10 protein-coding genes are annotated in these 15,438 nt (G+C 39.8%); all 10 read left to right on the top strand.

What is annotated here, in order from left to right:
* Positions 1 to 63: 63 nt before the first annotated feature.
* Positions 64 to 999 carry a DUF4007 family protein gene (locus Q9L42_RS12580; protein WP_349431169.1) on the top strand — a complete coding sequence of 312 codons (936 nt, stop codon included), beginning with the start codon at positions 64 to 66 and terminating at the stop codon, positions 997 to 999.
* Entirely contained in the window at positions 999 to 4,403 is a 3,405-nt protein-coding gene (locus Q9L42_RS12585) for a DUF6079 family protein (protein ID WP_305908049.1), read from the top strand. Before Q9L42_RS12580 ends, Q9L42_RS12585 begins: the two co-directional genes overlap by 1 nt.
* A 66-nt stretch (positions 4,404 to 4,469) precedes the next feature.
* Positions 4,470 to 4,715: a hypothetical protein gene (locus Q9L42_RS12590; RefSeq protein WP_349431170.1), complete on the top strand. Its 246-nt coding sequence runs from the start codon at positions 4,470 to 4,472 to the stop codon at positions 4,713 to 4,715.
* 64 nt (positions 4,716 to 4,779) lie between these two features.
* Positions 4,780 to 5,193 carry a DUF3368 domain-containing protein gene (locus tag Q9L42_RS12595; protein ID WP_349431171.1) on the top strand — a complete coding sequence of 138 codons (414 nt, stop codon included), beginning with the start codon at positions 4,780 to 4,782 and terminating at the stop codon, positions 5,191 to 5,193.
* A gap of 53 nt (positions 5,194 to 5,246) precedes the next feature.
* A complete protein-coding gene (locus tag Q9L42_RS12600; protein ID WP_305908047.1) occupies positions 5,247 to 6,041 on the top strand; it encodes a phosphoadenosine phosphosulfate reductase family protein in 795 nt (264 codons plus the stop codon).
* Between the two features lie 7 nt (positions 6,042 to 6,048).
* Positions 6,049 to 7,389 (top strand): DUF4007 family protein, encoded by a 1,341-nt coding sequence (locus Q9L42_RS12605; protein WP_349431172.1) that lies wholly within the window; start codon positions 6,049 to 6,051, stop codon positions 7,387 to 7,389.
* 9 nt (positions 7,390 to 7,398) lie between these two features.
* Positions 7,399 to 7,866 carry a hypothetical protein gene (locus Q9L42_RS12610; RefSeq protein WP_349431173.1) on the top strand — a complete coding sequence of 156 codons (468 nt, stop codon included), beginning with the start codon at positions 7,399 to 7,401 and terminating at the stop codon, positions 7,864 to 7,866.
* 124 nt (positions 7,867 to 7,990) lie between these two features.
* Positions 7,991 to 11,683: a hypothetical protein gene (locus tag Q9L42_RS12615; protein ID WP_305908043.1), complete on the top strand. Its 3,693-nt coding sequence runs from the start codon at positions 7,991 to 7,993 to the stop codon at positions 11,681 to 11,683.
* A gap of 4 nt (positions 11,684 to 11,687) precedes the next feature.
* Positions 11,688 to 13,976 (top strand): hypothetical protein, encoded by a 2,289-nt coding sequence (locus Q9L42_RS12620; RefSeq protein WP_349431174.1) that lies wholly within the window; start codon positions 11,688 to 11,690, stop codon positions 13,974 to 13,976.
* Positions 13,976 to 15,379 (top strand): BREX system Lon protease-like protein BrxL, encoded by a 1,404-nt coding sequence (brxL, locus tag Q9L42_RS12625; protein ID WP_305908040.1) that lies wholly within the window; start codon positions 13,976 to 13,978, stop codon positions 15,377 to 15,379. The genes Q9L42_RS12620 and brxL overlap by 1 nt, the downstream gene beginning before the upstream one ends.
* Positions 15,380 to 15,438 lie beyond the last annotated feature (59 nt).

The following is a 15,438-nucleotide window of genomic DNA, read 5'->3' on the forward strand; positions in this document are numbered from 1 at the left end:
TTATATTTACCGATTAACTGTGTAGAATGCTGCCAGCTTATAAAATTGAATTTTCAAATTAATATGGACAGCCTAATCAGACCTCTCATTCCCAATAAGGCCGCTTTTGGACGTCACGAAACTTTTTCCCTTCGCTATAGCTGGCTGACAAAAGGATTTCAAGCGTTTCAACACGATAACAAAATTTTTACTTCCGATGAAGCTACTGTCAGGCTGGGTGTCGGAAAAAACATGGTGAATTCGATTCGTTATTGGTTACGCGCAACACAAATATTGGAGACCAAACCGGAAGGGCTACAAACAACAGAAATCGGAAAAGCGATTTTTTCGGAACATGGATGGGACCCCTATCTTGAAGACGAAGCGACACTTTGGTTAATCCATTGGCTGGTTTGTTCAAACGCCGAATTGGCAACAGCCTGGTTCTGGTTTTTCAATTGTTTTCACAAATCGGAATTTACTGTCGATGAAGCGGCAAATGCGCTGGTCGAATTTGTGAATCAAAATTTGACCGGAAAACATTCGGAAAGAACCGTCAAACATGAAATAAACCTCATATTGAGGATGTATAGTCAAACAAGATCAATGGCTAAACTGGATCTGGAAGATGTCTTAGATGTTCCGTTGGTTTCTTTACGGTTAATATCCCTAGGAGGTACGACGCAACATTACATATCTCGTCCGGAACGTCGCCAGAATTTACCCTTAGATGTGATCGGTTTCGCAGTGAATGAAGTTTTTAATCAGCGGAAAGTCTCCTCACTGCCTATTGCCGATTTAATGTATGGTGAAAAACACGGAATTGCCATTGGCAGCGCCTTTCGCTTAACTGAAGGTGAATTACTTTCTAAGTTGGAAGACTTAATTAAACGATATCCTGGAATTTTCAATATCAATGAAACAGCGGGGATTAATCAGTTATTTCGCGACAAAGATGACGTCGAGTCGTTAAGTTTTTTACGCCATCACTATGAAAGTAGGGAAGGAATTTACGCATAATGGAAGCATTTGTACAAGTCGATACACACTATACGCGATCAATCAATCTTGAAAGGGATATCGATTCAAACTCAATTCTAAACGCCTATATCCCAACGTCAAAAGCGATGGTGATGTTGGATAAAATTGCAGATACGTTTAATGAACAATCCATACCAAGAGCATGGTCGTTAATTGGCCCTTATGGTTCGGGGAAATCTTCGTTTGCAATTTTCTTGACGCATTTGTTAGAAGACCCAAATTATATAACAAGCGTATCGGCGGAAGAGTTATTAACAAAACACAATTCTAAATTAGCACAAAGGTTTATTGTTCATACCCAACAGTCAAATGCATACTGCACTGTGTTATTAACCGGTAGCGCAGAATCGTTGAGCAGGCGTTTGCTGAAAGCCATGCATAGTGCGGCGGAAACATACTGGCAAGAAAAACAAGGCAAAAAACCAGGCATCATCAAAGAATTGGAAATTGCGGCGCAGGACGGCGCCACAGTCAGTGAAATCCTTGCCTTGTTGGGTAAATTAAAACAAGCCGTTCTTAATGTGCAGGGTAGAGGCGTTCTAATTGTCATAGATGAGTTAGGCAAGTTTCTCGAATACGAAGCACGCCATCAGGGCGCGAACGACATTTATTTACTGCAAGCATTAGCCGAATATGCCTATAAAGGCGGTGAAGCCAATGTGTTGCTCGTCGTGCTGATGCATCAGGCTTTTGAGCAATATTCAAAGGGCTTAGGTGAAACGCTACGTAACGAATGGGTAAAAGTACAGGGACGCTTTGAAAGCATGCCTTTTCTGGAATCTGCCGAACAAACGCTGCGAGTAGTTTCCGCCGCATTCAAGTCGAAGGTAACGGAATCCCAGCGAATTGCGATACGGCAACAGACCCAAAAAATTACCTCGGTTCTGAGCAAACAGCATGCCTTACCCGTATCCTTGTCCCCGGCCATTGCCGAGGAACTCCTGGAAAAATGTTATCCGTTGCATCCGGTTGCAGCTTTAATTTTGCCGGTACTGTGCCAAAAAGTTGCGCAGAATGAACGTACGCTGTTTAGCTACTTGGGCAGCCAGGAGCATTATGGCTTTCAAGATGGATTAACACGTCTGCGTAAGGTTGGCGACTGGGTTCAGCCTTGGGAAATATTTGAATACTTTATTCACAATCAACCAACCATGACATCCGATCATGCGACTCATCGGCGCTGGACGGAAGTGTTGATTGCCATTGAACGGCTCGGAGATGCCAAGGAAAGCGAGACCCAGCTGCTTAAAACCATCGGTTTATTCAATATAATCGGCGCGCAAGGCGGATTAAAAGCCAGTGAGGAATTATTGGAACTGTGCTTCCCCAATTCAGATCAAGTCAGTGCCGATCTTAAAGCCTTACAGGATAAGTCGATCGTCACTTATCGCAAATTCAGCTCCGAATATCGCATCTGGGAAGGCAGCGATTTTGATTTGGATGCACAAGTGAATGAATTCTCGCAACAATTAGGTCGGATTGATTTAGCCGAGGTGTTAAATAAGCGTAAGACTCTGTTACCGATCGTGGCGAGAAGATATTCAATTACAACCGGTACATTGCGCTATTTTCAACCCGTTTATGCGTCGTCAGATGCAGGATTAAAACAGGCTGAAAAAGATGATACACCGCAGATTGTGTTTTTTCTGGCGGAAGATTCGGACGCACTCAATGCATTTCATGAGCTCACGAAAATAGCCAATGAACTGACAATATTTGCGTTGTGTGAAAATGTCACACAGTTATTAAGCGCCGTCGTTGAAGTACTGGCCTTGGAAAGAATTCAAATCGAAAGCCCGGAAATAAAGTCAGATCCAGTCGCGCAACGAGAATTGAAGGACAGATTAGTTGCTGCTAGGCAAACGGAGGAGTTTTTATTAAGTCAAATATTGGATCAACCGGAGCAAAATCGGTGGTTTTGGCGTGCTGACAGACTGGATATTGCCAATAAAAAAGCATTGCAACACCAGCTTTCTGAAATTTTGCAGTCTATTTATGCGAAAACGCCGATAATTAAGAACGAATTAGTCAATCGTAACAAGACTTCGGCGCAAGCGAACTCGGCTAGAAATAAACTGGTGGCGGCGTTATTAACCCATTCACATCAGGAAGACTTAGCTTTTGATCCGACAAAATATCCACCGGAAAAATCGATATATCGAGCGGTTCTTAAAGAAACAGGCATCCATGTCAATAACAATGGTTATTGGCAGATTGTTGAGCCGTCGCGCGATAACGATTACCAATTGTTCCATGTGTGGCAAGGGATTACTGATTATTTAAAAAGCGATACACGTCCGAAAGCGTTAGCGGCGATCTATGAACTCCTTAGTAAGCCACCTTATGGGGTTAAACAGGGCGTCCTCCCCGTGCTGTTTATCGCCTATTACCTGTCAAAACAGCGCTCTCTCGCCTTATATGAAAGTGGCGTTTTTTGCCCACATGTTACTCAGGAACACTTTGAAATTTTACTGAAGCGTCCTGACTTATTTTCTGTTGAAGCTTTCGACTTCAGCGGTATTCGGGCTGACTTGTTTAATCAATATCTGGAAAAACTGGTCGGTAAATCGCCGGAAAATAGCACTTTGCTGGATATCGTCAAACCGCTGGCAAAATTTATCCATCAATTGCCGCCTTATACCTTGGCAACCCGCAACTTGGATCCGAAAGCTTTGGCGGTGCGTGATGCGTTTCGCAACACCCAAAGCCCGATGCAATTATTATTCAAGGAGTTGCCGGAGGCGTGTGGTTTTCCCGCCTATACCGACGAACAACATTTTAACGGCAGCAACCCCAACGACTTTCTCAATGTGTTGGTCGAGAACCTCAATATACTGAATAAGGCCTATCAAAATTTGCTGGCGCAATTTAAACAGCAACTCTGCCAAGCCTTCGAGTTAGGTGAACAAGATAATATTGGGCATATAAGAAATACGCTCAATCAACGATATGCGGGTTTGGAAAAATACACTGTAGATGGTTTAGGTTTAAAGGCGTTCATTCTTCGCTTGCAGAACGACAAAGATAGCGATCAAGGTTGGCTGGAATCGATAGCCGCCTTTTTAGGCAAAGCGCCACCGGAGAAATGGAAACAAAACAATATCACTGAAGCCGATTATAGGCTCCGCGAACTCAGTGAACGGTTAAAAGAATTAGCAGTCGTCCACGCTGAACAACTGAAAGCCGATGTTGGCAATCAAGCGACCTTGATTCGGGTTGTTAGTGAGCAGGGTGAATATAGCCAGGTTGCTTATCTAACCGACGAGCTGAAAAAACAAGCGGATGCTAGGATAGCGGAACTGAAGTTGGATAAAGCGGACAAATCCTTAAAGCATGCCATTCTTGCGAGATTAATGAGTGAATTGTTAGAGAAAAACGAATAGTCTCTGGGGTGGATAATTTTGACTAATATTGGGTGAAAATTCAGCCAATAGTTTTAGGAAAAGAAAATGCACATACAATTGCAATCCGAATTTGACGATGTATTACAACCGCTAGGTAATGATGCTGCGCAATTTTTTTTAGCAGCAAGCTTATATCATGCGAGAAAAATCAGCTTTGCGAGTGCTGCACATCTGGCTGGGCTGGATTTTGAGGCTTTTAAATCACGCTTAATGGAACACTTTAATCAAGGCTATATTGTAGCGGATGAGAGTGTGCTGGAAGATATTCAAACGGTGCGAGAACTATCTTAAACCGTGAAAATTGTACTGAATACCAGCCCAGGTTATTTTTCTCAGCAAAATAGCCTGTCTTCATTTGTTAGCCGACTGTGTTAATGAGGTCTTTGTACCACAGGGCGTTGTTGATGAATTGAATGAATATAAGTTACCGGTTTTGATAAAGCCTTGTAGGCTTTCAGAGATAGGTGCAGCTTATGTGCGGGGGGCACTAGGGCGATTGCATCAAGGCGAACTCGAAGCCATTGTGCTCACCCAAGAATTAGCCGCCGATTTTGTTGTGTTGGATGATTTGTTGGCACGGCGTAAAGCGCAAAGTCTTGGAATTAACGTGATTGGAACGATAGGCATGTTATTGCTAATGGAAAAGCGAGGATCTTTGAATGCCGAACAAACTTGGGAAAAAATAAGGCAATTGACGGAACTCCATAATATGTATTTGTCACCACAACTTCTTCAACACTTAAAAGCGCAATTATTAGATATTCACTAAAGTTAGGGCAGCGTAATAACAGCTCTTTTATTAACCCTAAAATATAAACAGTTATGAGTGAACAGAAAAAAGTAAGACATTTGCTTGGTTTGTCCGGGGGCAAGGATAGTGCGGCACTTGCTATCTATTTAAAAGATAAGGTTCCGGAGATGGAATATTATTTCACTGATACCGGTGCCGAATTACCCGAGACTTTAGAGTTTATCGATTTAATGGAAGATTATTTGGGTAAAGAAGTAATTCGCCTAAATGGAGGACGAAAGTTCGATTACTACTTTAAATTGCACAATAACTACTTGCCGTCAGCACAACAGCGCTGGTGCACGATTAATTTAAAGCTCAAACCCTTTGAAGATTTTGTCGGTGATGACGAAGTTATAAGTTACGTTGGTATTCGCGCAGATGAGCCTCAGCGAGAAGGCTATATTTCCACTAAACCGAATATCAAAGCAGTATTTCCTTTTAAGGAAGATGGTTTAGTTAAAGATGACATTATCAAGCTGCTTGAAGATTCTGGTTTAGGGCTGCCTAAATACTATGATTGGCGTAAGCGTTCTGGATGCCACTTTTGTTTTTATCAGAGGAAAATAGAATGGATTGGTTTGTATGAGAATCATCCAGATTTATTCGAAGACGCTAAACGATATGAAAAGTATGATGAGAAAACAGGAAAAAGATACACCTGGACTCAAGGTGAGTCGCTAGATGAGTTATTAGCAAGAAAAGATGAAATCAAAGAAAAGTTTGCTAAAGATAATGAAAAAACTAAACGCTCAAAAGGTTTAGTTGATGCAGTTTTAGATTCAGATGATGACGATAATGATGGATGTTTGATTTGTATGCTATAGGGATTATATGGATATTCTTCAAAAATTTGAAAACATAAGGGCTTATAAAGAAGATGGGGTTACTAGTATTCATAAGCCTGTTATGTTGCTTATAGCACTGAGTCATTGTTATAAGCAACATAATAGATTTATTCCATTTTCACAATTAGATAATGAATTCAGAGGCTTCTTTTTTAAGTTCAATTTAGAAGGAAGATATCAAAACTCTCATTATCCATTCGGTAAGTTAGAAAATGATGATATATGGGAAGTAGAGGATAGCAAAAATTTAAGTCGCACAAGTGTTGGACACTTGCACAAAAAGGAACTATTTGAAAAAAATATTTCTGGTGGTTTTGCTGTTGATGTCTACAATGAACTCAAGTTAGATAATAATAAAATATTAAAGATAATAGATTACTTGTTGCATGAATATATTTCTTTGAATTTACATAATCATATAAAGGAATACTTGAAAGTAACTGGTGAAGTTAATCATGTGAAATATACAAGGAGTAAAAAAACTGTGGCATTAATTGGTACTCAAAAGTTTGCTATTTCTCGGTGGTGGTTAAGTAAAGGTATTGAAATAGTTCAAATAAAACCTGATATTTTTTCGCAAAGAAATCAAAGAGAAGCAATGAAATGCTTCATAGCGGGTTCTGCAGTTATTAAAGCAATAAATAACTGGATGTTAGCATCAAGAATAACGGACAAAGGAAAATATGGCTTAACTGATTTTGGAATGTCAATTTCCAAGAATGATCCTAAGCTACTTAAATCTTCAACATGGTGGGGTATACATTTGTCTCTCTGTTTTTCAGACAGAGGAGAGCCTTATATTCAATTCTTTCTTAAGCTGGACTCCTTAACTAAAGATTGGGTTACATGGAAACAATTTACTGAACGACTTTACTCATCTATTGAAGACGCTGCTGAACAAAGCATAAACTCAAATCTAGAGGGCGTAAAAAAAATGTTTCAGACAGATAATCCTCTAGCTGAACTAGGTTTAATTGAAATACGTAAAGGGCTTCAGGATTCTGGTTTGTCTGTGCGGCTTGGATCACCGAGATTGACCGATGAGATATTGATTCATGCGTTGGCCTTGTGTCGTTTTACTCATTTTAAAAGCCGCGAGAGCGTCGATTTTTCGACATTAGCGAATACAGGTTTACCGAACTTTTTGTGTTGTTCTAAAGATCAACTACGCAAACATTATCAACGTATGAGTCAAATGCATGAATGGCAGGCGTTTTTTAGCTTCGATCATGCGGTGGATTTAGATTCCGTTACGTTTAAGGATGCTTGTGATCCGAATAAAACCATTTTGTTGTTATTGCAAAATGGCGAAGATACCTGGATGTAAGGAAAAATAATGGATTTGAATTTTTTGCACACTAGCCTGAAGTCGGTACTCACCCAATTCCATCTAAAATCAAATCTTCGTTACCAGAATATTGCTTTATCTAGTAAAAATCTTGCCGATTTAGATGATATCTCGCAGACATTAAGAAGCCTATTACCAGGGTATGCGGTCTGGAAAAATCCGTCTAAACAAGGAGCGCCCGAATCTTTGATTAGTCGAAAAAGCTTTCTGGATTCTATTTCTCGGGTCAAACAAGAGGGTGTCATTATCCACCAGCCAGAACAGTGGTTAAGTCATTGGCCTTTATTAGAAAAGCAAGCGTTTTGGTCAACAGTGGGGATGTGGCATGGCCAAACAAATGTCATTTTGGTGTTCGCGGAAAGCCATGAATTTCAATCAATTAATAATAATTATTTTAAATCCTTATCGCTAGAGGGTTTAAATATTCGCCTATGGCGTCCAGCGCGAGCGGAATAATAAAAATTAATAAATATTAATGCCAACAGATTAAGTTCAGTTTGTGCTTCTCCGTTCACCCCATATTTTATATGGTGGCGGATGAATTGATCGGTTAGAGCTACGATTTAGACAAGGAATAAGAATGAATTTGCATGATGTAATCCAAATTAATCCAGAACATACCAGTGCGGCTATCGTTCTTGAACAAGGCGTTTCCGACAATGCCTTAGTTGCTCAGTACACCCCAACACAGGCATCTATTCAGGTCTTTGAACATTTTTGCCAGGCAGTTTTACCTTCAGCGACATCTGAACAACGAGCTATCAATTTATATGGCAGTTATGGGTCGGGAAAAAGCCATTTAGCCGTTGTGTTGGCTCAGTTACTTCGAGACGGTGCAAAGACGCCTGGTTTTACGCAGCTTATGACCCGTTTAGAGCAGGCAGGCAATAAGCAGTTGGCCGAGAAGTTAAAAAATACTTTCTTGCCGCAGAACGATGCTGAAGCCAGACCTTATTTGCTTGTTTCGCTTTACGCCTCCGGAACCACCTCATTAGGGGCTAAGCTAATGGAGGGATTATACGATGCGTTGCAGCGAGAACGAAAACTCGACATAAAGGAAATATTGCCATCAACTGAGTATGAAGTTTGCGTTAAACGTTTTGAAGAAATGATTACTGAAAATTCAGCATTCGAAAATGCTGATTTGTCGCAATGGAATTTGGAGCAAAGTGATTTTTTGGCGACGGAGGATTTACTCGAATCATTAAAAAATCATCAACCTTCGGCGCTAGATGTTTTTTTACAATGGCATAAAGCCGTTTGTTTTGGTCAACCCTTTGATATTTCTCAATCCGGCGGTAAAAATTATATCGAGGCTTATTTTGAGGCTGGTAAGAATCTGGCGGAAAAATACCATTATGGCGGGATAGTGGTGTTATGGGATGAGTTCGGTAATGCTCTTGAAGACCTAATAGGCAATCCGGCTCGTAATGCTGGCCAAGAAATAATTTCATTACAAAAATTTGTCGAAACCGTTTGTGAACCGGATAGTGGGCATACTTTTTTTGTAGGCGTTACCCATGTTTCTTTTCAGGAGTATGGCGATAGAACTCATGCTTCTGAGGTAGTTAAGGAAGGCTTAGAAAAAATTTCAGGACGACTTAATAAGCCATTTAGAATTGAACTAAATGCTTCTGAAAAGGATGGTTATCATTTATTGGGCATGCAGAAAACCTGGTCAGCACAAGGGCGTCAGTTGCTGAGTGAGGAGCAATCGTCCAAGACTCAATTATTACAGGTATGTCAACGGTTACCTTTGTTTCAGCCATTGAGTGAACATTTAGAGCAAGTCTTTGAAGATGTTTATCCGATGCACCCGGTTATGGCCGTTGGTTTATTTAACTTATCTAAATTGGCACAAGCCAATCGTACCGCATTGACGTTTTTTCGTGATAATGCTGGAGAAATTTTAAATGCCGAGTTGGAAGACTCGAAACTATGGCAAAAGGAGTTAGTGCGTTTGCCTAAATTGCTTAATTATTATGCTGAAAACTTGAAAAAGGTGGCGGGGAGCGATTGGCGCAGATATGAACAGGCAATCAACCAAGTTAATGGCGAAACGCCTGCGGAAAATCAGGCAAGAAAGGATATCTTAAATGTCCTGCTTTTAGCGCAATTATTGGGAGAGAACTTTAAAGCTAGCGATGAATTGTTGGCCTGCGCGCTTTATGATGCTTTTCCTAATACGCCTACATCAGAGCCATTGAATCAAAATTTGGCATGGCTAAAAGGTGCTGGTTTAATTTGGAAAAATAACGTAACCCATTTTTGGACTTTAGCTGGAGAGGGCGGCGTTGATATTGATAAATTGATTGAAAAAAATACAAGTCAGTTTTCCGGGCGTAGTTATCAATATCTATTGGAAAATTACCCTGTATTACAAGAAGATATTTTACCCGTACTAGGTGTGCATGATTTAGATCCATCTTCCTGCGGTATTATCCGCTCTTACTCTGTTAGTCTATTAACTCCTCCTTTTAGTCATGAGCAGTTAAAATTTAAGACTGATTTATTATCAGCCCGCGTTTTTCTGGTATTGGCAAAATCTCAACATGAGGTCCAAATCGCGAAAGCCAGAATTCAAGAAATGGCCAAGCGCAATATATATTTTTGGATTCCTGTTCAAGGCATAGAAACAGAAACCGTAGTCGATAATGATACAACGCTCAATCTCAATGATCTTTTCTGTCGTTATCTCGCGATTAATGAACAACTAAAACAAGGCTCCGCTTTATCGGAAGACTTGCGTCGGCAGTTAGAGGCAAAATGGGAAAGTAACCGCCAGGCCATTAAGAAAATTCTACAAAACCTTTATGGGCGTTCGGGCTTGGAGACGGCTAAATGCCAAGTGTATCAGGCTGGTTCGGTCGAACCTTTGTCGTGCAATAGTTGGCATGGTTTTAAAGAATTGCTTTATACCGACGTCAATGCGTTATATTCACAAGAAGTACCAATAAGGGCCATGAATATGAATATATTACGCGATGAGAAATATTCAGGCAGTGCTAAAGTGGTAAAGCTGGTCGAACGCATTCTTAAGTTTGATGAGAACCCGGATTATCAAACCGATTTGTTAGGTGAGAAAAAAGAGACTAGCGAGCCTGCTGCCTTAACGGATGGCATTCTTGGCGCAAATCAATTGTTTATTCAACGTTCCAATGGATGGGATATTAAATTGGTTGAGGAAACTGAAGGAAACATAAAGGATTTGTTGAAATTACTGCATGATACCTTTTTAAGAAAGCGAGAAAACCCTTATCAGGTTGGTGAGTTAAGAAATAAATTAGTAGCTGAACCCTATGGATTGCCTGCTTGTACTTTACCGTTGTTTTCCGCGGTTGCCATTCGCCATGAAGTGAAGCGTCTGCGGTGGGGATGTAGTAAGGAATCAAATTTTTCGAAAAACTTAGTTGAAGCATTTACTAAGGACAATAAATTAACAGTTAGGCTGTTTGAGTTTAGTCGGAAGCAATCCGCTATGTTGTTTCGAACTGGTGAATGTTTAAAGCTTGAACAATTAGAAGGTCAATCATCAGAGGAATATGCGGCGTGCTGCGCCTCAAAGCTAAGGGAGTTTATCAATAACAAGCCGGAGGGCGTACGAAATTCCAACAAGCTAGATTTAAAAACGCAAGAGTTGGTTAAGTATGTTAATACAAAAGGACAAAGCGACCAGGACTTGGCCGATTTCTTAATCGATTTATTAGGTGTGAAAAATCATCTGCCGGATCAGGATGTCACAAAGGTAATAATCGCTATTAAGGACTTGTTCGATGATTTTTTAAAAGTTGAAAATGAAAACCTCTTAGAAATAAAAAAATCTTGGTTTAAGCATTTTCCGGATAAACCGGACGAACGAGAATCAATTATTAATCGTTTGCGTCACATCGGAACAAGACAAGCTAACGAGTTAGTTATGCTACTGGAGCGGGCGAGTCAAGCAGAAGATGTTGATCCTAAAGAAGTTATTTATAAACTGCTCCACAAACGCTTTGATGATAGCTCAGACTTGGATATTGGTCGTTGTATAAATGCAATTGAAACGTCATTCGAGCAGGCTAGGCAACCGCACCGGCCTATTGAACCAGATCCACAGCCAGTTCAGAATCCAAATTCTTTCCCGGGGACAAACCCATTGCCAGGTGGAGTTAGCGAGCCGTCGTCATTTCAAGAAACTATGGATTCGGTCAGACATATTGTAAAGAAATCTGGTTTGCCTAAAGAAAATATGATTGAAATATTAGAACGTCTCCTAGAGGATTATAGGAAATAGTCCTATGACTGTTTTATTAGTGATTGATACCTTCGGGATTGACTCGGAACAAGCGATTGTCGCGGACAATAATTTTTTGGCAATCGATAAGCTTCGACAAACGATTACTCAACATCTAAAGGATTGTGACGAGGAGTTGTTAAGAGTGCGTTTTAAAAGTCAGGCTTTATATGAACGTTTTAAGGATTTTGAAGGTTTAGATAACGTATTACCTACCCTGCGCTTGTTACCTCGCTTAGTTTATCGTGATCAAGTTAATGAGGTATTACCTGACTGGTTAAGCAATGAAATGATTATTCAGTTAAATTTGCTGAGTCGTCATGAAGGTCAAGTTTTAGGTTCTACGTTGCTTGATAACATTATTTTGACCTGTGGTAGAGATCTATTAGCGAAAGACTATCTGGACTTTACCAACGCTTTAATAAAGCAAGATAACGCATTTTGGAAGTTGTTAGCAGTTTCTGAAGTTAAAGAACGTTTTTATGAACATTTTCGTTTTTCCTTTGATTTTTCAGAAGAATTAGCAACGGCTTTTCTAGAGAAAATTGTAGGTAATCCATCTATAGATGCTTTTTTAGATTTATTAGCCTATGAGCAACATCAGGATTTATTGAGGAGAAAGTTTGCTGAATTGCATTTACATATATCATTGCCGCCTAAATCTTTACCCTCAATATTGTTAAGTGCTCCCCTATTGGAATTAATGGAGGAAGATGCTAGAGAACTTCCTTCTAAATGTATCTCGGCATTGGAAGAGCTTGCTAGGAAGGTTGAAAAAAAGCAAGCAAAGCCTAGTGATGTTTCGGATGTAATTATTGCTCCTTGGCCAACACTTTTAAATAAATTAGTCGAATTAATTAAAAGAAATGGAATATTAATTTCGACGGAACTTGTAGAGCAACTGGAGTGTTTTAATTCTAAAAAAGCTTGCCAATTAGCCGAGGCTTTTAAAAAACAAGTCGATTTAACATTACTTTCACCGTTATCGAACGATGCGACGACGGATGATGTATTACGTTGGAGTGAGCGTTATTTTGAACTTGTTCGGCAGCAGTTTTTACATAAGCAAGCGCTTAACGAAACTTTAAATGTAAGTTTTAGTAAATGGCTGGTTAAACAGTCAGCACGTGTAACTCGTTCAGGTGCTGACTGGAGGCAATTTTCTAAGAGAGTAGAAAGTTTTCTGCAACAAGGTTATTTAGTAGTTGTTTGTGTGGTAGATGCGTTATCTGCATTAAATCAGGATTTATTGTTGGAAAGCGCGAAACAAATCGAGCATTTAGATTTGAAAAGCGAAATCTTGTTTGCTCCTTTACCTACTTTAACCGAGGTAGGGAAAATGGCTATTGTGACAGGGAAGCCCTCAAGCCAATTACCTAGCGACCAGGAATCTGCAATCAGACAGAGCTATCAGGCTTATTTACCAAAGGAAAATTCACTTAAAGTTATAAAAAGTTGGAAATCATCTGCGTCAGAGCACATAGTAGAAGAGACTAATCTTGTTGTGTTTTTTGAGAACAGAATTGATGAGCGCCTCCATGATTGTGTTGATTTTTCAAAACATAGAAAAGATGTTGCGCCAATTTTGAAGCAGGTGATGGCATCCATCGATAATTGGAAGAAAGATGCTTGCTATATGAATCGAGAGGTCGCATTTCTAATTACAGCTGACCATGGTATGACGGTTGTTCAAGCTAATTATCAAGGAGAGGTATTAGGTGAGGTGAAAGAGCGTGTTTTTAAGAGGAAAAATATGCCTAATGATGATATTGAGGGCTTTGAATTTATTCAGCAAGACACGAATTATGGATATCTAGTGCCGACAGCGCGGGTTGGTTTGAATGATAGCGCCGGTTTAACACATGGAGGGTTAACGCCGGAAGAAGTTTTAGTTCCTTTTGTAACATTAACCTCTCGTCAACCTGAGGCAATAACAACGCCGTTAGAATTGACGGTGTTGAACAATAAGTGTCAGCGTCTAGGTGATAAGACATGGAGACTTAGTGTGGAGTTATTTGCTAGTGTTGCAGTAAAAAATGTAGAAATAAAACTTGAATCGCCTTTGAACGGGGAGGAGTCAATAATGGCTTTAGATGTTAGTTCGTATCAGCGATTGTTTTTGGATTTTTCATCTTCTTCTGAGCAAATTGGCTTAACGGATATAACGATTCATCTGAAATATGATCGAGACGGAGCTCATGAGATTAATACTAAGCAATTCTCCTGCGTTTTTCCTGAATCATTGATTGAAAAAGATGCTACGACTCAAGGCTTTGAGGATATGTTCAACTAATGAATAAAGAACAATTAGATTACAAAATTAGTGAGACTTTTAGCGAATTAACGATTGATAAAGCTTTAGTCAGAAAGTTAAAAATACGTGAGCAACGTACAATTCCTACTTTTGTTGAAGAATGGTTAGTTTCTCGGTTTCAACAGCCTGGTAAAACTGATGGAGATGTTTATAGGGACATTACCAGTTTTATGAGTAATCACTTACCGGCGAAAACAGAAAAAGAAAAAATAAAATATCGCTTGCAGTTGAACGAATCCGTCGTATTGCTGGACCGTTTTGAGGCTCGGATTGATATCAATAAAGATAGAAAACTGCTAACGATTCCGTGTCTAGATGAACGAAATGCTCATGTGGCTCATGAGGTTTTGGAAAAAAATCAAACTTTACTAGAGGGAGGGCAATGGGGCGCTGGAAGATTATCGATACGGCCGGAAGGAAAGAATAAGGTCATTGAGCTAGTAGAGTTTCATCCTATGCAGTCTGGAATAGTTCGGTTAGATCAGCTCATTAATTCCAGGCAGGATTTTACCACACGCGAGTGGATCTGTTTGCTAATGAGGACGATGGGCTATGAGCCGAGTGCTTATACAGAAGAACAGCAAGACTATGTTTTGTTACGGTTATTGCCATTAGTGCAAAACAATTTGAATATGATGGAGTTGGCGCCGAAAGGAACCGGTAAGTCTTTTATTTATTCGAATTTAAGTAGGTATGCTTGGTTGAATAGCGGTGGAGCTCTTTCTCAAGCACAGTTATTTATGAACTTGAGCACTAAGGAAGTTGGTTTATTAGGAAAGTATGACCTTTTAGTGTTAGATGAGGGGCAGTCAATTAATTTCAAAGGTGCTGACGATATTCATGCGAAATTTAAAGATTATTTGGAATCGGGGCAATACAGCATTGGAAGGGAAAAAATCACCAGCGAATGTGGATTGATTATTTTAGCCAATATTGATTTATATGATGGTCTACCTCGCCAACCAGATTACATTAAAAATTTGCCGGAAATGTTTCATGACGATGCGTTACTTGATCGCTTCCATGGCATTATTCCAGGATGGAAAATTCCTAGATTTACCACGGAATCAGCTGCTCAAGGTTATGGTATTAAGGCCGATGTATTTGGACAGTATCTCCATCAATTACGTATAGTCAGTCACGTCGAGTTCCCTTATGGTGATGTACCTAATTTAAAAGGCGATAGCCGGGATGTTAAAGCTGTTACTAGACTAGCTTCTGCCTTATCAAAGCTATTACTTCTTAATCCGGAGCATTCGGACTATGAAGAATATGTATTAAATCCAGCAATAGAGCTCAGGCAAAGGGTACGCGAGCAATTAGCTGAATTGAATCCACATGAGTTCAAGCCATATGTCAATATTGAAAAAATAGTTAATTAAATTGAATATTGCGTGCTGGATTAATAAATTAATGTACTTAATTGTTCTGTATTTCTGGA

Source organism: Methylomarinum sp. Ch1-1, from assembly GCF_030717995.2.
GTDB classification, from domain to species: Bacteria; Pseudomonadota; Gammaproteobacteria; order Methylococcales; family Methylomonadaceae; genus Methylomarinum; species Methylomarinum roseum.